At 53.2% G+C, this 21,279-nt stretch carries 16 protein-coding genes; 6 read left to right on the top strand and 10 right to left on the bottom strand.

The features are described from left to right. Positions 1–235, top strand: a 235-nt coding sequence (locus C453_RS01610) for a transposase (RefSeq protein ID WP_152417999.1), incomplete at its 5' end; no start/stop codon positions are given. 2,163 nt (positions 236–2,398) lie between these two features. Here the strand turns inward: C453_RS01610 and C453_RS01605 are convergent. The 4 genes from C453_RS01605 to C453_RS19850 all read right to left on the bottom strand — a co-directional run bounded on the left by C453_RS01605 (position 2,399) and on the right by C453_RS19850 (position 5,193). Next, positions 2,399–2,833, bottom strand: a complete 435-nt coding sequence (locus tag C453_RS01605) for a type II toxin-antitoxin system VapC family toxin (RefSeq protein ID WP_049907432.1) — start codon at positions 2,831–2,833, stop codon at positions 2,399–2,401. Continuing rightward, positions 2,834–3,085: an AbrB/MazE/SpoVT family DNA-binding domain-containing protein gene (locus tag C453_RS01600; RefSeq protein ID WP_008322270.1), complete on the bottom strand. Its 252-nt coding sequence runs from the start codon at positions 3,083–3,085 to the stop codon at positions 2,834–2,836. A 168-nt stretch (positions 3,086–3,253) separates the two neighbouring features. After that, positions 3,254–3,604, bottom strand: coding sequence for a hypothetical protein (locus tag C453_RS01595; RefSeq protein ID WP_152417998.1), 351 nt, complete (start codon positions 3,602–3,604; stop codon positions 3,254–3,256). Positions 3,605–3,696: 92 nt separating this feature from the next. Then, positions 3,697–5,193, bottom strand: coding sequence for a DUF6517 family protein (locus C453_RS19850; RefSeq protein ID WP_152417997.1), 1,497 nt, complete (start codon positions 5,191–5,193; stop codon positions 3,697–3,699). A 316-nt stretch (positions 5,194–5,509) separates the two neighbouring features. Between C453_RS19850 and C453_RS01585 the strand changes: the two genes are divergently transcribed. The 3 genes from C453_RS01585 to C453_RS01570 all read left to right on the top strand — a co-directional run bounded on the left by C453_RS01585 (position 5,510) and on the right by C453_RS01570 (position 12,418). Next, positions 5,510–7,507: an ABC transporter substrate-binding protein gene (locus C453_RS01585; RefSeq protein WP_152417996.1), complete on the top strand. Its 1,998-nt coding sequence runs from the start codon at positions 5,510–5,512 to the stop codon at positions 7,505–7,507. Positions 7,508–7,808: 301 nt separating this feature from the next. After that, positions 7,809–9,971 (top strand): histidine kinase N-terminal 7TM domain-containing protein, encoded by a 2,163-nt coding sequence (locus C453_RS01580; RefSeq protein ID WP_083881569.1) that lies wholly within the window; start codon positions 7,809–7,811, stop codon positions 9,969–9,971. Between the two features lie 1,280 nt (positions 9,972–11,251). After that, positions 11,252–12,418 carry an ISH3 family transposase gene (locus C453_RS01570; protein ID WP_008322263.1) on the top strand — a complete coding sequence of 389 codons (1,167 nt, stop codon included), beginning with the start codon at positions 11,252–11,254 and terminating at the stop codon, positions 12,416–12,418. Positions 12,419–12,575: 157 nt separating this feature from the next. On the opposite strand, the gene C453_RS01565 is transcribed toward C453_RS01570, so the two are convergent. Continuing rightward, positions 12,576–13,133, bottom strand: a complete 558-nt coding sequence (locus tag C453_RS01565) for a hypothetical protein (RefSeq protein ID WP_049907430.1) — start codon at positions 13,131–13,133, stop codon at positions 12,576–12,578. Between the two features lie 136 nt (positions 13,134–13,269). Then, a complete protein-coding gene (locus tag C453_RS01560; RefSeq protein WP_008322261.1) occupies positions 13,270–14,100 on the bottom strand; it encodes an IS5 family transposase in 831 nt (276 codons plus the stop codon). Between the two features lie 405 nt (positions 14,101–14,505). Between C453_RS01560 and C453_RS01555 the strand changes: the two genes are divergently transcribed. Further along, the gene (locus tag C453_RS01555) at positions 14,506–14,925 is read left to right on the top strand and encodes a hypothetical protein (RefSeq protein WP_152417995.1); all 420 of its coding nucleotides are present in this window, start codon (positions 14,506–14,508) and stop codon (positions 14,923–14,925) included. Positions 14,926–15,152: 227 nt separating this feature from the next. Here the strand turns inward: C453_RS01555 and C453_RS01550 are convergent, their stop codons facing one another. Next, on the bottom strand, positions 15,153–15,950 hold the full coding sequence (locus C453_RS01550) for a class I SAM-dependent methyltransferase (protein ID WP_083881568.1): 798 nt from the start codon (positions 15,948–15,950) through the stop codon (positions 15,153–15,155). Positions 15,951–16,414: 464 nt separating this feature from the next. Then, the gene (locus C453_RS01540) at positions 16,415–18,178 is read right to left on the bottom strand and encodes a transposase (protein WP_008322257.1); all 1,764 of its coding nucleotides are present in this window, start codon (positions 18,176–18,178) and stop codon (positions 16,415–16,417) included. Positions 18,179–18,377: 199 nt separating this feature from the next. Between C453_RS01540 and C453_RS01535 the strand changes: the two genes are divergently transcribed. Continuing rightward, the gene (locus C453_RS01535) at positions 18,378–18,626 is read left to right on the top strand and encodes a hypothetical protein (RefSeq protein ID WP_008322255.1); all 249 of its coding nucleotides are present in this window, start codon (positions 18,378–18,380) and stop codon (positions 18,624–18,626) included. Positions 18,627–18,922: 296 nt separating this feature from the next. On the opposite strand, the gene C453_RS01530 is transcribed toward C453_RS01535, so the two are convergent. Beyond that, positions 18,923–20,524 carry a transposase gene (locus C453_RS01530; protein WP_152417994.1) on the bottom strand — a complete coding sequence of 534 codons (1,602 nt, stop codon included), beginning with the start codon at positions 20,522–20,524 and terminating at the stop codon, positions 18,923–18,925. 83 nt (positions 20,525–20,607) lie between these two features. Then, positions 20,608–21,123 carry a hypothetical protein gene (locus C453_RS19845; RefSeq protein WP_152417993.1) on the bottom strand — a complete coding sequence of 172 codons (516 nt, stop codon included), beginning with the start codon at positions 21,121–21,123 and terminating at the stop codon, positions 20,608–20,610. Between the last annotated feature and the right edge of the window lie 156 nt (positions 21,124–21,279).

Raw genomic sequence — 21,279 nt, 5'->3', positions numbered from 1 at the left:
ACGCGAAGAAGGCGTGAGACCGCTGATTAAACATCGCATCTTCCGGCCCATCGACCACGCGCATAACGCGCGGGTCGATGGGCCTCGATGCCGTCAAAGATCGATGTGTGAGACCGTCTTCCCGTCGATCAAGCGCACGCACGGCGACGCCGTGCGTGCGCGGACGTGGTACCGAGAATTCCGTGAACTCGTCTTGAAATGTGTCGTTCATAACATCAAGCGTGCCGCAACATAGCCAAATCAACCGCTGTATGGCGATTCACCAGTGCCATTCNAATTCCGTGAACTCGTCTTGAAATGTGTCGTTCATAACATCAAGCGTGCCGCAACATAGCCAAATCAACCGCTGTATGGCGATTCACCAGTGCCATTCTTTCCTATCCAATAGTACCAGTGGATAATCCAAGCGATTTAATCTCGTCACTGAGACCTGAGTCGCCTCACGTGCAAAGTCCATCCCCAAGCACACCAAAGTTCCCATACGTCAAACCCAAACGGACTCCCAAGTCGTTCAACTCTCGTCCACCTCTCCGCTAGACCACACCTCCGTGTTTGAACAGCCGAAACTTGACCACTCGGAGCAACCAATGCGGTTACCTCAACCACACCAACTGTCAGATTTAGTATATTCACAGCAGACCTGCCACTTCTAATTATAGTACGGGGGTACGGTTCGGTATTTTTCTAATCAACTCGATAATCACACCACAGTGGTGCGATTGATGGGGTTCATAATCACTCCCTGAAATTGGCGCTGAATTTTCCGTAATTACACTACGGCATCGAGATACGGCAAGTCGGTGATTACATCGCTAATTACAGTACGCCCCCCGGTTTCAGGGATGTTGTAATCAAACTGCTCCAGCGGAGGTTGCCACCACAACTGGCGTTCAACCAGTAGCTAATTACTGGACGGCGGTGGGTTTGACACCACTAGTAATCACTCGCCTAATCACGGTACGGGGGTGGGATTTGAGGGGTTCGTAATCAGCCACATTCTCAGCGACAATCACACCGGTAATTACTATGCAGCGTGGCAATTCACATTCTCTGTGATTACTCTTGGGCCCATCGGCCCAATTTCCTAATCACAACACGGAGGCGCGGTTCGGGGGGTCTGTAATCAGGACAAACCACCGCACGATTCTCCTTGATTAGGCTATTACGGTGCGAGAGATCTTTAGAGGCCCTCTAATATGGTCGAGAATCGCTCCTGATTAGGCTCGCCAGTTCACACAAATAGGTCCAAGGGAAGAGCCTAGTCAGGGGTAGTCGCGTAGTGGGGGTTCAGGCGGAGCCGAGGGGAGGCAGGGATCAAGTGGAAAGCATCGAAAGGATTGACTACCAGTCTTCTGATAGGTGGACAGGACAAGAGGTAATCTGCGGGGACAGCACGACAGCATCAGCGACGACCGGAATATGAGCGACAGCAGCGGTTGCGGCGACGGAGCGGTCGGGAGCGAGACACAGGAGGGGAGTTCGGGATGGGGCGCGACGGGAGGGAAAGCGGGGTCGTGTTTCATCTCGCAGACGGGTGTAACGACAATTTCGTCGCCCCTGTCTACAACTTGGACGGCAGCAGTCAGCTCATCACTGCCAATAAGACAACATCTTTCGCTCGTGAGATGCTCACGAGTGCTGACGACCCAGTTAAAGTCACAGACAGCGGTCCAGCGCAATTATCGACCCTTAATCGGATATGCTGAGTCCTGCCGAATATGGGCATCAAAAGTCCGTTGGTAAATCTGAATCACTGACTATCGCTCAATGCTGCCGATACCGAAGAAGGGCCCCCATTGCGAGTGAGGGGGGCGTCTGCGAGTGTACCCCTCCTCTGCGAGTGAGGCAGTGGTTACAGTATAAAAACACCCCCATTGCGAGTGAGGGGGGTGTCTGCGAGTGTACCCCTCCTCTGCGAGTGAGAAATAACACACCTATGTAGAATCGATTCTTCTGAAAACCGGTTTTGTGACATCCCCGGACTAAACTCTGGGCTCACCGAGTTCATCTGTCCAGTTTGGATTATTACTACTCACCGTTTGTGAGTTCCAAAACCATACGCTGGGCAGCGTGACGCACACTACACAATCGTTGTTTCTCGTCGGTTCGGGATATCTCGTCTCACCGCCATGCCTGCTCAAGCATGGTTTACCAACGTTAACTTCGTTCCACTGTCAACAACACACTGGATCTGGAAGGTTCTGTAATTCTTGGATGTGGGAACGGGACCAATGTGGATCGCTACGGTTGTTGTATCTCGTGGGAACCATGTTGGACATTTCAGTTGCTAATATTTCTACTGATAGTTTTCTCGTTTAGGTTCTATTTGGTGGCTGGTAGCTAAGGTCACCCAGACTTGATGCAGAGTAACTGTGGTTTTCAACAGGGTCCGAAGTGGTTAGTTCGGAGAGTACGGGTCTGTGGCCGTATCGAGTCGGTAGACATCGTCTAGAGCATCAAAATCATCGTCAAACGCGTAGAGATATCCTAGACCACGAGTCTGCATATATGCAACAATACAGGCGTCGACGAACGAGAGTTGGTGGTGACGTCTGAAGAGTGCCTTTGCGGTCGCAAATGCATCGGAGTTCACAGACTCGATGTGAAATCGTGCGTTCTCCTCAAGTCGATCTAAGAAGTCTACCGCCGCACCGTGTCCGGCATGTGTCGTCAGTCCATTGAGTGTCTCCGCTAGGACGTAATCAAGAACGACTGCCTCTGGGAGCGACGCATCATCGATGCCCTGGAGAATGGGTCGAGCTTCAGAGTGCATCCCATCTCGACGGTACGCAGCAGCAAACAATACGCTCGTGTCGATTAGTGCTCGTGGCATCTACTCTGTCTCAACGCCCCACGCGTCGTGGTCCGTGGTGGCGTCTGTTTCTTCTTCGCCATCATACCCATCGAAATCCGCAAACGTTCCACTCCGTTGTTGGACAACCTGGACTCGGATACTTCCGTCTTCTTCGAGATGCCAGCGGAGTTGATCTCCATCGTCGATCCCCAATTCTCGACGAATTCGAGCTGGGATATTCGCTTGGTTTCCAGACACCTTGCTTTCAGCGTCTACCGGTTCACTGCTCATGAATGACCACTAGCACCGCTCGTTGAAAAATCTAGTGTGCCACCACACTATCGTGTGTTTTCATTCGATTGCAGTGTCTGAAGGTAGTGACAATGCTCTGGGATTGAGGGAGTTTGAAGCATGTGGCCACCTGAGGCGCGGAGACGCCGGATTGGACGACTTTCATGCTTAGGCGGTTCGCCGCTCACGCCACGATAGTACGACCCCCACGAACAGAAATGCAGGCAAAACCGCGACGATTGGGGAAGCGACACTGCCGACGAGAAACACAGCTCCGACGACGACCACGATAGACGTTGCAACGAGACGATACGAGCCGCGGTACAGCAAGTATATCGCGGGGAGTGTCACGAGGAACGCCACTGCAGTCACGACGAGGATACCACCACCAAGGAAGAGTCGGACGATAGCACCCGCGTTTTCCGGCGTGCCAAACATCTCCGAACCGAGCATCACACCACCGACCCCTAACTGGGCAAGGAATCCCAAAAGGACCATCTGCCAGCTTCGGGGCATCATGCGGCACGCTCCACGACGATACCAGAGGTTCGCACCCGCTCAGGGCCGACCCTCGCAGCTATCTGCGGAAGTAATTGTCTGTACATAGGTCATCAATCACGTTGTTCGGTTAGCCGTGGAACGACGACACCCATCATCGCTCGGGCGTCGAGATACCAATTTTTCCAGCTGATGATCGGAAACGGTATCAGGGGTTCTGCTTTGCCATCGTCAGTGAGTCCGCCCGCAGATTCGAGTGGAGTTCGCTGCATACCGATTGCCATCACATGGTCGTCCGGTGTCGCACGTGCGACGTGTATTCCGACAGCCCACGGTCCATGTTGGCCACTGACGACGCCCGCGTACGTCTCGATAGTCGTCTGTTCGTCGATTATCGTTGGTTCCGATGGCGTCAATGACTCGGGCACGTTGTCTGCAATCTCCTCGTCGAGAGCGAGATAGCCATCTCGAGAGAGTCGTTTTGGACCCTCGACCCATCGAACGTCATCCGCGTCGGAAATCCCCACTTTTCCGAGGAGCGTCCGGGCGGTATCTTCGGTCAACAACGTTTCAGAATCCATCGAAACGATTGGATTCGCTTCCACGCCGGCGACAGACGCTGATGGCGTGGAGAGCACGGCCAGATCGAATACCGCGCCACCGAGTGCTGCTGGCCGACCGTGTTTAAACAGCACATCGTATTCATCGGGGAATTCCCAGTTGAAGAGCGAATTCCCTACGCTTGTAACGATCAAGTTTTTCGCGTCAAATGTTTCTCCTAGCTCGACAGGGCGGCCTCCGAGGGCATCGAGGTCCATACCGAAGATGTCAGCAAACGACTGGTCGTCCTCGATGAACACAAGTGTTGGAGTAGTTGTTGCCTCCTCTTTGGCCGAAGAGGTAGAGCCACCAGTCTGCGACTGGGGGACCCAGGTCTTCCCTGGATGCCACCCAGTCTCTGCGACCCACATACTCCCAGGGTACCACATACTTCCGGGGTACAATTCCTCATCAGTCAGCCACATACTCCCTGGGTAGAAGTTTCTCCCAGGAACTTCGAACGCGGCCAATCCCTCATGTTCTCCAAGAGTTATCGTATCTCCTTCGAGAGCAGCAGCACTGAAAGCCGAAATCGGCATTCCGCTAGCACCAGTGCGCAATCCTGCAGGAGCTAAAAGCGTAATCGCGGCCGGGTCAACTTCGACCGCCTTTTCGAAGGCGGAAACTGTCTGGCTCTCAGAATCAAGTTCGCTACCCGATGTGAGTGTCGCACCATCTTTGAGCTGCCCTCCATTCAGGTCCTTGGTGTACTGGCCAACCGCTGTTCGCACTGCACCGTACTCAGAGACTCCCTTTTGCCTACTATACGACGCGAAGTGACTGGTGACGCTGATTTCGAGGTCCCCGTTCGGTCCAGTCCGAGAAACACTCGTCGAATCACTCACTGTTTCACGCAATAACAGCCCCTCTTGATCGGTCCGTGGCAGCACGACTTGACTCGCCTCGAATTGCTGGGTTGTCACGTCGGTACAGCCTGCAAGCGACGTTGCTCCCAGGACCGAAAGGCCATAGAGGATATCGCGTCTATGGAATTCGTTTCGAGTGAACACGTCCAACCTGCATCGGGGAATCGGCTTGGTTGTTGACGCTACGCGTCTAGTGTCTCTTTTGAACTCGACCGGATTACGTCGTTCCTAACGAAACCGACTCGTTGCGGTGGTTGCAGGCGACACTAAACACGTAGCGTCGCATGCCAAGTAGCGTACATCGATACATAGGGGCGAATGAAACTCAAGATATCGAATAAGAGACTGCACCACCCGAGTCATTGCTCGTCGGGATGGCCGGTCGCCCGATGCACTTCCGACGGACGACGCGAGCGAACCAACCAACGTGGACGGCACAACACGACGGAGGACGTGGTCCATGTCTGATGAGGGTCGACCACAGTCATCGTTGGGGAGGCGACGGTTCTTGACCGCTGTTGGTGCATCCGCGGCCATCACGGGGCTATCGGGGTGTGCCATCAAAACCACCGACAGCGGCGTCGAAGTCGCATTTGGAGACGATGACGACGACTCAGCGGCGACGCAGACGACCGGGATGCCGATGCAGACGACGACACCTGGTGAGCCGACAGAGTCGGAGACCACGACAGAGCCCACGACACAACCACCGACGGCGACCACGACGAGTACAGAGACACAGACGACGACACAGAAAACGACAGCGCAGTCAACGACGACAGCGCCGACGACTACCACGACCACCACTGCCCCCCAGCGGTCGGGTGGAACACTCCAACTGACGAGTGGCACACTCTCGTCGTTCGACCCCATCCAAGCGACTGATTCGAACTCGACCGCTGTCATCGAGAATCTTTTCGACGGCCTGACGACGTTCCCGAATGGGGAGACGACGGCGGAACTACAGCTCGCGACTGACGTCTCTATCTCCAGTGACAGCCGAACCTACACGCTGTCGCTCCGCGAAGATGCGACGTTCCACGATGGCTCACCGGTGACCGCTTCGGACATCGTATATTCGTGGGAGCGACTCGCAGCGTCCGACAACTCTCGCAGGGCGTATTATCTCCTCGAGTATCTCGGCATCGAGCACGACACGAGCAGTGACGAGTACGTACCGGGATCGATGGCCGTGCGGGCCGTCGACGAACACACGTTCAGGTTCAGGCTGGCGGAGCCGATGCCCGCGGCCCTCGAACTACTCGCGGACCCGGCATTCGCCCCCATTCCAGAGGGCATCGTCGGCGATATCGATGGCTACGTCGGGCGAATGTCCTATCAGGCATTCGCAGAGGGCCCCATCGGGAGCGGGCCATTCGTGTTCGATCACTGGACGAAAAACGACGAAGTCGAAATCTCGCGGTTCGCCAACTATCACGGGACTGCTCCGGACCTCGATGGAATCCGCTGGAAGGTCATCTCTGACTCGACAGCCGCATACAACTACGGGCAGAATCGAAATGCAGACTTCGTGACTGTGCCGAACGATGAGTTCGACCCCAGGAAAGTCCGGATTTCGAAGACGGACCCCAAGGGTCGGAAGTTCGGATTGTACGGTCCGATGGATAACGGCGAGACGGTTTCGTATCTTTCAGCACCGTTGGCTCAATCGTTCTACATCGCGTTCAATACCGACAACGTGCCCAAACCTGTCCGCATGGCGATGGCATACGCGCTGAACCAGCAGACGGTCGTCAACCAAGTCCTGAAAGGCCGTGCCGACCCCGCGGCCCACCTCACGCCTCCGCCAATTTACCCGAACGAGGACTACACGTCCCACGCTGACAACAAATATCCCTACAGTTACGATGCGTCAGAACTCGACAAGGCTCGCCAGACGATGGAAGACGCGGGGTACAGTGCGAGCAATCAGTACGAGCTCACACTGACGTCCTACCAGTCACCGACGAACAAACGAATCGGTCAGTTGCTTCAGGACTCGCTCGGTTCCGCCCACATCGACCTGAAGTACGAAGAGACTCCGTTCAGTACGCTTCTCAGCCGAGGCAGACAGGGCAACCTCGACGCTTACTTCCTCGGTTGGATAGCGTCGTACCCCAGCCCTATCGACTTCCTGAAAAATCTCAACCCGCCTGCGACCCAGACCAACGGGTCTACTGATGGGTTCTACCTCGACTGGGATGGCACGGCGGCGAGTGCCGACGCGGAGGCAGCCTGGCAGCGTGTCGAGGCCAACATGGAATCGACGGATCAAGCACGCCAGATTCGCGAACAAGCGTACGTCACCATGGAGGAGGCGAACTGGGACGACGTCGCCCTTCTTCCGTTGTACCACCCGGTCGACGAGCGGTTCGTGTACGACGGTGTCGACGTCGCACCGTTCGGCGGCCTCGGAAGTAGCCACCAAGAGTACGACTCCGCCGTCAAGGGAGACTAACATCCCGTCAATTTTGTTTATTTGAGTAGTGTCGGAACCAAAATACGGCAGATGGAGATAAACGACCACGGGTCAGGAGGCCCGTGGAACGCTCGCTGTTTTCTTTAGACAAACGGTGGAATTGATTGACTAGCTGGCAGTAATTATGGGGTCGGGCCTCGTAGCCTTTGGGTCGTTATTCCTCCTGACGGCATCTAGCACCTCTTCGAGGGGAGTCGTACGCTAGGAATAGGTCTGAGAGTCCTACTGTGCTCACGACACCAACCAATGTTTAATATAACAATGAAAATATCTTACCGCTATGCTTGACCCGGGGCTGTTTCACGTACTCCTGTTATCACTCGCAGCGATAGTTACGGGTGGGCTCGCAGGATATGCGTGGCGCCACCGCGAGATCCCCGGTGCGAGGCCGCTCTCGGCGGCGATGGTGGCCGTCACAGCGTGGACAGTGACAGAAATCCTCGCCCTCTCACAAACTGGGGCGAGTCACCTGTTCTGGGAACGGGTCCAGTGGGCTGCGATATCCGTCGCCCCCATTTTCTTTTTCTTCTTTATCGTCCGTTTCACAGGATACGAGTGGGTGCTCACCCGGCGTACCATTCCGCTGTATTTCGTGATTCCAGTCCTCTCTGTCGTCCTCATCTGGACGAATCCAGCACACGGAATCATGTGGACTGATCCTGTTCAGACCCACACTGGCGGAATCGTCACGCTCTCACAGGACTTCGGCATCGGATTCTGGGTTTACTTCGTGTATGCGTACTCGCTCTTGATTATTGGCTTCATTTTACTCATTAGACTGGTGACCGTCTCACAATACCTCTACCTTGACCAGACAGTATTGATCGTGCTCGGTATCCTCGCACCGCTTGCTGGCAACGCGCTCTCGGTGTTTGAGATCACACCGCTTCCGGGCATGGACCTCACACCCTACGGATTCACAATCACCGGTATCGCATTCGGAAACGCACTTTTTCGATACCAGTTATTCGAATTGTTGCCTGCAACCCGTCAACTCGGCAGACAGGCAGCTCTGGTTGATCTCAAAGATGGGGTCGTCATCGTAGACACAGAGCGGACCGTCCTCTATCTCAACCCAGCGGCAAGCGACATTCTTGATTGTAACGCTGACGAAATACTCGGTGACTCAATCGACCTCCTCATCGACACCGGCGAACTTGATTTCACTACAACCGACCGACTCGCAGAGCTCTCACTCCAGGGACGGACCTACGAAGTCGAAACTGCTCCGATACGAGACCGAAGAAATGCACAGGTCGGTCACACCGTCTTACTGTACGACGTAACTGAACGAATACGTCGTGAAGAAGAACTTCGCGCCCAACGAAACCGCTTTCAGCAACTCGAAGGTATCAACACAGTCATCCGCAACGTGAACCAGGTGTTGGTCAGCTCGACCACCGTCGAGGAACTTCAGTGGGCAGTCGTGGAAACGCTCGCCACGCCAGGGTTGTACGACGACGTCTGGTTCAGTACGTCTGCGACAACCAGTCCACCTGTTCGAATGAGAGCTGATGATACCAAGCCGAGAGCTGTCGAGTCGGAGGATAGGTTACCGGTGATCGAGGCAATCGATACAATCGACTCGGTGGATGAAGACATGCCAGACCACTCCGGGTTGGCCGACAGAAGTAATTGGACCTCGGTCCCACTGGTGTATGGACAGACCGTCTACGGTGCGATTGCACTACACACAAACCGTGATACTGGCTTCGGCGAACGGGAACTCGATGTGCTCGATGAACTTGGTGAGACGATCGGACATGCACTCACCTCTATCGAACGTACTCATTTACTGGTTTCCGACACACGAATCGAGATCGACATCCAGTCGGCCGACTCAGACGCGCTGCTCGTCGCGTTGTCGAGTAGCACGGACACAGAATGGGTTCTCGATGGGCTAATCCCTGCTCGAAACGGCGACTTGACTACGTATCTCAGTACCGAAGATAGCGACGTCGGCATCGACGAAGCGAAAGCACACCCCGGTGTCTTGGATGTCCGCCAACTTTCGACTGATTCCGGGACTACACTCGAGGTGCAGGCAAGCCACGGGACACTTGCTCATTCGTTCGTCGAATATGGGGCGAATGTCCGGACGGCAACCGCGACTGACGGCCGCTGTCAAATGACGGTAGAACTCTCTCCGGGAACGAATGTCCGTGCCGTCGTCGAACGGGTGCAAAACGAGTTCCCTGAGACTGAGTTACTGGCAAAGCATGACGTGGAACCGACCGAACACGACGCGATACCAAGCGAGACAGGCATGACCGACCGTCAGCGAGAGGCACTTGAAGCTGCGTTTCGTGCTGGCTACTTTGATTGGCCACGCGACTCCACCGCAGAGGAGGTTGCTGCGTCGCTGGATATCTCTTCGGCCACCCTTCACGGTCACCTCAGGAAAGCTGAGAACAGATTGTTGAGCACGTTCTTTAGCGACTAGGTTCGAGACGAGAATTTCGAGCTATAGAAAGCGTGTCTTGTATTGGGCTACTGTATCGATGCTTTACCATGGGAAATGCGGATACCAGCGGTTAGATTGACTAGTGCAATTATCAGTTTTTGTGACGGCTTAGGTGAAACAGATTGCGTTCAATGAAACTGCAGTCACACTCTGAGTCAGCAATATTGTATAATATGTGTACTATAATCTGGTAGATAGTGATTTTGTGCCATGATTGTTGTCCGATAACAGACTAGTCGAATGATGTGATTTTTCTATGGATAATTGAGGTATACAACCAAATAAGTGAGATATCTGTACAAATATATTGTAAATAAGATTCTTTCTATCAATTATGTCTAAGATATGACCGGGATCTGACTGTGGGATACAGTTATTTACGCTTATGACTGAACGGATTTCATCAATTAAGCAACCAGGTAGTATTGTTAGTAAATTAGAATTGTGTCTTGGAGATATGACCTGATTCCAAGTGTCAATATATTATATATTGTACTATACCACGCATATTCTATGACGGTAGTACTGTTGTAACTGTAACTCAGACTTGATTATTAGATGTCAGGCATCGGTAGCTATACGATCAGAGAATTATTCCGGAGTATCTATCGGGTCTAAGGGTGTTACTCAGTTCTGTGGCACTTGTCTGCTACTAGCTTCGGTGTTAGATCACACAACCAATCACTGAACGCCACGCATCAAACCATCCCCTGAGGTTGTAGTAGTTGGCGCTCTAAGCCGAGCGAAAACCGAAATGTGTTGGGGTAATCCCTAAAACACTACTCGGAATCCGGAAGTGAGTGTTCGAAAAGACGTTCACCAGACTCCTCACAACTGACCGCAATGACTCTGTGAGAGCTACAACACGACTCGACGACTTCTTCACTAAGTTGAATGTCGCCACCCGTCGTCGGACACGTTTCGAGGAACATCCGCAAACTATTGAGAATCGATCCTCGTTCTTCTGAGTCGAAACTGTTCCATCCTGAAACCCATGACTGAAGCACACGACTCGCTGCGATATCTGCGATAAGTGCTGCACGAGATGGCCACTGTCCGATCCATTCAGACTCGGATTGGAGAATCTGTACCTAGTCTTGCTTGATAAGTTCGAACCCCTCGTGAACGTCAGCCTCCATCCCGAAAGTATCTGCGACCAGTTCACCTGTGATATCCGAGTTGACTAGCGGCTCAGTTGCCGCAACCCAGTCTCAGTACATCACAAAGTCGGTTAGTTGAGACGTCTGCTTGCTGAAGGTGTGTCTAAAACCCAACAAGCAGACAATGAAATCCACGAAGACCAACTCCTTAACTTCCTCGTCAACTCCCTTGACGAGGAAGTCACCCTCACACTCGCTGAAAACGCTGAAATCGATGCTGAAGACATCTACGAGGTCCTCGTCGGCGCGTGCGCCGACGGGACCTCGGTCTCAACGCTCTGTGAGAAAAGCGAAGATGCTCCCCACAAAAATTCGGTTCTCTACCATCTCCGCACCAAATTCGACCTTGAGACGCTTGAGCAAGTCGGAAACGCGCTCCTTCAGAAGGACGTTCTCGACGTCCTTCCCCAGCAGGTTGAGGTCGTTTCGGACCTCCACCTGCGGCCCTACTACGGCGACGAAGACGGTACAGACGGCCTGTATCACTCACAAGCGAAGCGTGGAACAACTGCGTTCCATGCCTACGCCACACTCTACGCGCGTGTGAAGAACAAACGCTACACGCTGGCGGTGCGCCGTCTCGAAGACGGCGACACCGCCGGCAGTGTCCTCGCAGAACTCCTCGGTATCCTCGACGACCTTGACCTCGAGGTCAAGGCCGTCTTTCTCGATCGCGAATTCTACGACAGCAAGTGTTTGACGCTGCTTCAGGCACACAACCACGCCTACGTCATGCCGATCGTCCGCTGGGGACAGACGATCAAGCAAGAACTCTCGGAAGGCTGGAGTCGCGTGATTCAGCACGACATGACGGCGAAACTCGACGGTCACAGCTGGACCGTCGATTTTCCCGTCTACATCGACTGTACGTACCAAAACGGGCGGTACGACGAACATGGAGTGGTGCGTCACGGCTACGCCGCTGACGCGCCGTTCATCAATTCACCACGAGACGCTCGATACCACTACGCGAAACGCTTTGGTATCGAGGCCAGCTACCGACTCTCCGAGCAAAGTATTGCGACGACCTCGATACAAAATCCGGTCGTACGGCTGCTGTACGTCGTGGTGAGCTTGTTGTTACAGAACGTCTGGCGGTATTTACACTGGGAATACGTGGCGACGCCCCGCCGTGGGGGGCGTCGCCTCTGGAAGTGGTCGTTCAAGGAGTTCATCAACATGATTCAACGGGCAGCGTGGACGGCCCTCGCGACGCGTCGGGCCGTCCCCGCAAACCGACCACCAGACGACCGGTTTACGCGCTAATCTCCGACCGAGTTAGCCTTCGCAAGGAGTGGCGACGCTGTCGCGTCAGCGGCAGCCGCCGCCGACAGCGACAGCTCTCCGTCGGTTCGTCGACGATCTTCTCGTCAAGACCACCCAGCACAACCACTCCGCCACAGAACTCAGGCTTCAGAAACAGCTAGCTGAGGATGCTTTGTGAGGTACTGAGGATAGAAACAGCCTCACTCGCGTCAAGATCTTTGTCGGTCAACTCAGCCATCTCGTCGTTCCACGCTGTTCTAAATTCGTTGACAAGGCATAGATCGTTCTGATCCTCACACGGTTCAAGAATCCCCTCAGTAAGGTAGTAGTCGTGGATGTTAACCTCTTCAGCTGTGTCAATCAGCTCTTTGTCCGATCCCTCCGTGATAGGTTCGCTCGAAACGGTCGTCGAGGCAGCGCCAGCTGAGCTGAGACCGCTTCGAGTGTCCAGCTCTGGTTCCTTACCGAACCACCGAAGCACCGCTGACGGAAGATAGCGCTTTGTCAGCGTTGGAGTTCCGGGGACAAGATATCCACGGACATAAATCAAACCGAGTGACACGACGAAGAAGGCGTAGCCAGCGACACGGGATCTTCGCGTCAGCCTGAAGGAAAAGAACATTGCTATGATAAGGTTGAGTGCGGTGCATGGCTCGCATCGATTTTCTCCAGTATATTCGGGTTGGCCGAGTTTCTCCACAAATTTTACATTCATCGGTTTTATATTAGTGCAAGTAAATATATATATATATTGTGGTAATATTGTATAAATCTGAATCGAATATGCGTTTGGCTTCCTCTCGCCCTGTCTGTTTTAACGGCTTCATTGAATCCGCAGATGGCGACGGGTTTCATTGTTTGACGGCTTGTTCGACGTTGTAGACTGCGGCGGCGAGCGTGATTTCACGGAACTGGCGGTACCAGGCTCGCGCTCGGACGGCGGAGCCGTACGAGCGCTTGATCACCGAGTTGACGGTCTCACACACCGAGCGCTGGTTGTAGAGTTCATCGTCAATCCGCGCGTTGTGCGCGTGGTCGTAGGGCGCGAAGACACGGTGCTTGATCAGCGGTCGGACGCCTTCATCACGAAGTTTCTCGCGGAAGCTCATGTCGTCGTAGCCCTTGTCGGCGGCAAGGGTGAGTAGGTCGCCTGCGTTCCGCAGGGCGACCTGCGGGCCGATGTTCGTTCCATTCGGCCACTTCGTGCTGCAGTGGACGTCGATAACCGCGCCCTGCGCGGTATCGACGAGAAACGTCGCTTGAACGGTCTGTACCACTCGGTCACAGCGTTTGAGATAGTGACTCGACGCCTGTCGACGGTCGAAGTAGGTAGCGTCGATGGCGGCGTGACCAGACTGCTCGAGCAGCTCCGACGAGAGTCGAAGCAGCTCTCGCCAGATACGCATCGGCGCTCGGTCGAACGACTTGCAGAGTGCGGATGGACCGGGGAATTCGCCGCGCTCGAGAATGAGCGCGGCTCGTACCCGCTCCATCTCTTCGGCCCAATCGAGGACCTCTTGAAGCGTTGCTTCCATGTGAAGACGGAGGAAGTGCAGGACGGCGTGCTTCCAGCCGGCAACTCCGTTGCCGGCGGGATGGCTGATCTGCATTAGTGCTGCATCAGTAAGTTTTCGTGCTATCGAGACGGCTTGTTTGACGAAGCGGAAGAGTATCTTGTGCATAGAGACGCTTCTTCCGCTTCATCTCAATCGTTCTGACGACTTATCCCGACGCTGTCGGCGGATTCAATAGAACCGAGTCACAGAGAAGTACGGGTTCCCCTACAGCACGTTGCTCCCTCCACTCGCGAACCTCCTCCACCTGGCCGAAAATTCGGAAACGTACCCCGTCACGAGAGTCTAGAGATGGTGCAGCGATGGTACTGGGCGAGTACCTTTTCTCGGAGATACAGTGGTAGCTCGGACACCATCTCATACAAAGATTATACCGAAGGACGAGACTGGATCCGCGGGGAGAGAACGGAAGTGCCGGAAGCAATACAGGACGCATCGACAGTAATTCCAGTCGAACTCGACCTGTCGTCGCTCACTCGAGGAGGCCCCTATAGCGGAATCATGAGTCTGTTAGTGCTGAACGACGCTCGTGACTTCGGCACCTTCGAGAGTATCACTGTCCACGAAGTCGACGACCATCATATATTCCCGGACGGCAAGCTGAAGAACGGTGCAACTGGCAGTAAGTACGGTAAGACTGCCCGGAATCAAATTTTGAACCGAACTGTGATTGAATCACAAAATAACCGCTTCAACATCCGAGATCACCTTCCTGGAGACTACATCCCGGACATGATTGATGCTCATCCACAGGGAGAAGCGGGAATCAAAGACCTCCTTCAGGGTCACTTTATCAGCGAAGACGGGTTTGAGGCGTTGCTTAGTGACGATTACGAACGCTTCTGCCAAGCCCGAAAGGAGGTGCTTCGAAACGAGATCGAACGGAGAATCAGAGCCTCCATCGACTGGGCAGTCTCCGAAGAAATGGTCTAACTCGTCCGGAATCGAGTCTTCCCATTCCCCACTACTGAAAGTTAACCGCTCAATCGGCGCTATACTGTTCACGATTCGCTACGAAATCGTCGTACCAATCGGACAGATTGCTCATAGAGTTGCTTCTGTGATTACACCATCGTCCGAAACAACGCTGATTGTGCCATCTCTGCCCCAACCGCAGACGACTGCGAATCGGATTCGTGTGAGTTCGCTACGAATAGTGATCAGTTATCGGTAGGACGACATCCAGAAATGATTGTCACTATGTCTTCCTGAACAAAACTGTCTTGGTCCAAGTTAGCCAATCGGTTCCGAACTGATTTTTCTAGTTCCTCGCGCTGGTCACCAACTTTCTCAGGCGAGCAGTACGAAAGCGAGAATAAATAGCCGACAATCTCGTCAACAGTCCACTCTCTGTTGAGGTAAATACTGAGCTCCTCAACATCCCTGAAACCAAACTTGGCAATCTTCTTGTGCCAGGGATCATCATACTCAACTGGACCTGTTCGATCTGGTAAATTGGATAGGTAGTCGGTAGTGACCGAATATACTTCTCTTTGCCAATTCTTAGTTCCACGAGTAAACCATTCTCTGTTTCCAAATATCGCGACCCCACCTCCCGGGCGAATAATCTTTAAGAGACTTTCGAGCGTTTGCTTTTGGTCCATCCAGTGAAAGGAACGCCCCATCGTCACGAGCTGGAATGTGCCTAGCCTGTCAGAGACATCCCTATCGGAACCAATCCTCCACTCAATGTTTGACCTACTCGAATTATTCGCTTTCTTTCGTCCTTCGTCGAGCATGGATTCATTAGGATCCATCGCTAAAACCTCGTTTACGTAGGCTGAAATTGGTATTGAAATTTCGCCTGTGCCACAACCAAGGTCCAAGACTCGTCCCGTATCATCAAGTCCAAACCGACCCGCGAGATATTCGAAAGGCCGATCTGTGTACCCTGGGCGGTACTTCGAATAATAGTTCGCAGTGCTAGCAAACAGGTCAGCTTTGTTTTCTGATGGCATTGTATTTCAATTGAACAGTAGAAGAACACACCAATTAACAGTTTCGTGAGCATTGGAGAGTGTATCTTGAAAAGACACATCCAGGTGATTCAATAGTTAATCCGTTTATAAGGTCTGAATTGGCCCAGAAGCACCGTAATGTTTGAGAATGTGGGTCAATATTGACGATATGCTGATGATCAGATGCGTGTGCTTTGACGTCGGTGGCGTACTTGTTGGTTCAGACAAACCCGGATTCTGCCGACGGGTTGCAGCAACAACCAATCACGTTTCTGGGATGTAGAGAGTCTACAAACGAGTATCGAGTGATTCAGACGAAATCCGAGGTGTAGTTCGGTGAGTCCTCTGTGGCAATCTCTGTTTGGCGGCAGGGAAGATGATGAGCGGAGAGCAGCACTCGAAATTCCACCCAGAGCGCGAGTCCTGCGGCTTGCCGCAGGCGAGCAACGGCGAGAGTCGATCACTCACCCACCCTGTCGGAGTGAACGACCGACCGCCCGGACGAACGTCCTGGCGGTCACGACTGGTGGCGATCTGATCGGTCGCTCTGTCCCAATCTTCACCAGATAATCAGTGAGTCGCCAGAGATTGTACAGCAGTGCTGCGAACACGAAACTGAACAACCGCACGCGGTAATCCTTCGAGGATGTCTTCGGGAGAAACGACTTCACCGACTTGTACTGATTTTCGATGTCCCACCGACGGCTGTAGCTGTTCGTGACGTGCACGATCTCCTCGGGAGCGACGTGATCACGGTTGGTCACGAACACCGCGTAGTTTCTGTCGGCATCCTCGTCGGTTGACGGGACGTACAGGAACTCCGCCGTGTGGTGGCGTTCGCCGTCGACGGCGAACGGCACCTCGTGCTTGACAGCCGCATCGACGCCGTCCTTGCTCTGGATGTTCTTGATCGCCTCGTAATCGTCCTCGTACTTCGGAACTGGCGTCGTGTACACTAGCCCTCGCTCGTGGATGCTCGCGTAGACGCCGGTACTGTAGAACCCCCGATCTAACAGCACTTCATCGAGGTCGACGTACTGCTGGGCGGTTTCCAGCAGTACGTCGACGACCTCGTCCTTCGAGTCGGCTGGCGCGTCCGCTGGTTCCCACTCGGAGTGTTCTTTGACCGGCTCGATGCCCAGAATGATTGGGACCTCGTTCCCGACGATTGTGATCGTCGCGAACGTGTATCCGTGTTTGATCTCACTGTCGTCTTTGTAGCCGCTGACCATCGGTGGGTACTCCGCTTTCGGAATCTGGTCGTTCTTGTCGATCCACGGCCAGACGTGGTAGGGAACGTGCGTGAAATCGACGGCCGCCACGACGTGGCGGTCGTCGAACGGATCTTCGTGTCGGATCGTCTCGAGAATGTTCTCGGTTGCCTCCTCGAACGACCGCAGCAGTTCCTCTCGGTACAGTTCTGTGAAGGCGACGATGTCCTCGATCTGTTGTTCTTGGATAGGAACCGCTACTTCCTCGTCCGGGGGTGTCGCGAACTGCTTGATGACGCGCAGAAACGTCGAGTCGTCGCAGACATCGTTCTCGTCAAGAAACCATCCAGCCTCGCCTTCTGAGTGAGCACTGCCTTGTGTGAGACACGCATCGGAGAACAGATCAAGGATCTGTTCGTCCTCGTAGACTCTGTTCTCTGCCCTGTGAGAGTCGAACTCGCCGAAGCCGTGTCTTCGAGCGAGTTCGACGACCTTGGTTCCGTGCTCGCGCACGTGGGCGCGAGACACGGTGGAATCTGTATCCTCGTCGTCCTCAGTATCGTCTTGATCCTCGTCCAGTTCGATGGGAACCAACGCTTCGGAGATGACGTCGTGATCATGAGCCTCACTTGCGACACCTCTGGCAGCGGCTTCGAGTGCGGTTTTGGTGCGGTGGCTGAACTGTTTCCAGGCATAGGAGATATTCTGTTGGGACGGTGGTTGGTCCAGTCCGAGTCCTTTGAGAAGTGAGGGACGATTCTTGAGGCGATCTGCGACCTCTCTCTGGGCGAGGTCGTAGATCGTCTGGTAGATGTAGACCCGTGCCATCGATTCAGTGCCGAAGTCGACACTGGCAGTCTGGCGGTGGTCAGTGAGTGGCTCTGTAGGGATGGACAACTCCGAGAGGACGCGCCAGAGGTGGTCATGAATCTCACAGAGTTTCTGAGCATGGACGACGATCGCCCCCGCGAGCGCGGGGGCGTCGTCCGGAACGGATGGTGTAAGAGTGGATTCCATCGGTGTTCAGTACCGGACACAATGAGGGGACAAGAGAGTGTCAGTTCTCTCTGGAGACTGGTTCAGAACGATTATTCAGGGTGTGATCGTAGATGGGGGCATGGTTGAGAATGGGTCTCTGGTAGAGTCGCTTCCGGATCGGCCGCTGAGCCAGAGTGAGCGAGAGACACTCGAAGCTCACGACCGGATTCAGTCAATAATGCCCCAGAGTTCGACATTTGGGCCCAAGGACGAGGAAACCATCGAGACTGCGATGTTCATCGGATACGACTGGGTCACAGCCGTGACCTACGAAGCAGGTCACGGCTGGACCGTCATCTTCCGGAGTGATATGGAGGACAACATCCTCGCCGACGGATATCTCCGAAGCGAAGATCTTCACGACGAGCACCCGATTCAGCAAGGAATGGACGCGATGCAGGCAGCTGCGTCCGAAGACGACGAGTAATTTCGGTTCTTCGACGTTACTCTCAAGATTTCTCGGCACAATTTCCGCCGATGATCCGTCTGTCAGTGAACTAGTGATTTGTAGCTATCGACATCCCGAACCTGTGATATTCACAGTTTCGGAGGATGGGCAATTTTAGCGTTGATTCGCCGCTGAATTAGTCTATATTACGGGAAAGAGAGCTAGAAAACTTGTCCAACCCAGAAAACCCTCCGTGATTGTCAGAAATCGCCCGAAAAATTCTGCCCAGAAAGAGTGCCACCGCTCACGAGGGGCAAGCCGGTGTACTCATTCAGTTAATCAGGTGGAAGTAGCGCCGAAGAGGCCAACTCAACACACTCTCCAGCGGTTATGATCGGTGCGTAGTCCATCCCACCGTCAGCACCTGCTTTCAACAGAAAATCAGTGAGCCGCCAGATATTGTACAAGAGGACAGCAAACACAAAGTAGAACAGGCGGACTCTGTAGTCCTTCGACGAGGTCTTCGCAAGGAAATCATGCTTGATGCTCTTGTATTCGTTTTCAATCTGCCAGCGGTTACTGTAGCGCCGACAGAACGCTTCGGCTTCCTCTGGTGTAACACGAGCATTCGTTGCGAATACTGTCGTTCCATCTGTTTTCGTCGAGGGAACGTACAAGAACTCCATCGCGTGCGAGCCCTGTTCGACGTGGACCGACGCTGACTCGACAGCGATCTCTTGGTCGTCTTGCACCATCTGCTCAATCGCTTTGCGCTCTGAGCCGGTGATCCGCTTGGGAATCAGGTAGTTCACGCCAAGGTTCGAGAGCGTTTGAAACACTCGCATCGAGTCGAATTCTCGGTCGCACAGCACCATCTCGATAGGGACGTGTTCCTTCGCTTGGCGAACCAGCCGCCGAACAACACGGTGGATTCGATTTGACGGGTTATCGTCCCACGCTGAACTTTCACGAACCGGTTCAACAGCCAAGACCAGCGGGACGTTCTGCCCAACAATCGAGAGGGTAGCAAACTTGAACGCACGTCCATCACCGTCTTTCGTCCCGCTGACCATCGACATCCCTTCGACACTACCGAAGTAGGGTACTGTGGTAATGTCGAGTGCCACAGTCACTGGCCGCCGAAACGTGACTTCCGATTCGATTACTGAGAGGAGCTGGTTAGTAGCGGCGTTGAATCCATCGAGGAGTGAATTTGCTTCGAATTGCTTGACTGCCCGAAGGTGGGTGTCACCGTGTGGGCCATATTCTTTGCCACGTCGGTACTGAAAGCGTGCTGCTCCTTGGGCAGTTCCACACCCGACCATTCCCATAAACGTCTGTAACTCGAAGAATCGAGAATCATCATACGACGAGTTGTCTGCTCTTCCAGAATCAAATGGGCTGAAGCAATGCTCACGAGCAAGACGAGTCGTGCGAAAAATTTCTTTGTCGTCGAACGTTGTTTTCTGCTCTTCTCCATTTTCAGGCTTCTCCGAGCCACGCTCTTCGGAATCGGTGACTTCGTGCTTAGGACGTACTTCGGCAACAGCCGGGCCAAAGTCGTTGATATTTTTGACGAGCAGGTGTGCGCCCCGCTTGACAAACTCACGAGTGGCGTCGTCGAAGCGATTACGCCATGTTCTCGACAGTGCTGACACATCAGGAATACAGTCGAGACCACACGCTGAGTCGAGTTCCTGATGCTCAGAGAGTTCACGATAGCTATCTCCGGTGACTTCGCGGTAGAAAAAGAGTTTGAGTATCTCGTGAAACGGATACGATGCTGGATGCCACTCTGGATAGCAGTCTTCCAAATTATCGGTACGGATTTCAAGTTCTTCGAACGCTTCAAGTAGCGACTTTCCGAACTGGAGCTGTTCTCGGAGGTCAAGGCCGACAAGAAACGAATCAGTCATTCGAGCGGCACGGGCATTCATGCTCTCTATGAGATGAGAACTACAGAAATGGTACTTTAATTGTTGCAATCATCTTTGATTGCTGTAATCTGTTTAACTCGTGCTCATTTTAGAGTTGGTGTTGTATTATTAAATTCAAATGTCTTAGCAATTATTCTCCTTCCAAGGAGGCCACTATTTATTTGTACATAGAATGCATATTCGCCAGGAGATATCTCATTTTTATTAATAGGAATGACTGTATTCTCAAACTCTCCAGAATATCCAATTTCTACTTTCCAAGACCAAGACTCGCCACGTTCTAATTTCTGAGCTGAACTTCCAGTAAAAGAATCATCTATTAATTTCCAACCGTCCTCTGTTCGCTTTGCTAAACCACGTCCTGGAAACTCCGGCCCAAACCTAATTGACTCAAAACTATTATTTATGATTGTAAATGATGGTGAATCAGTAAGTGAGTAGTTTTCTGATTTACTGTGAATATATGGCCTTGTTGAACTAGGCTCGTTGCAATACGTAGTTAAACGATCGCTCAAGTTTGGGCAGTCTCTATTCGACTCAGAAGTACAGCCAGAGAGAGTAAATAATGCCATTGCTGAAAGAAACCCACGTCGGTTCATAGTTATTAGTTGAACCACTGCCAATTAGATGTGTTGGCAGACGCCCATCTCGACTTGATTAGTGTCCTTACTATAGATTATAATCCTCAATACCGTCATAAAATGCTCGCAAAGTATGTAGAGACTACATTTTGTTGGATTAGTACTTGGCTTACT

This window comes from Haloferax elongans ATCC BAA-1513 (assembly GCF_000336755.1).
Lineage (GTDB): Archaea > Halobacteriota > Halobacteria > Halobacteriales > Haloferacaceae > Haloferax > Haloferax elongans.
This window is presented reverse-complemented; position numbering and strand designations above follow the sequence as displayed.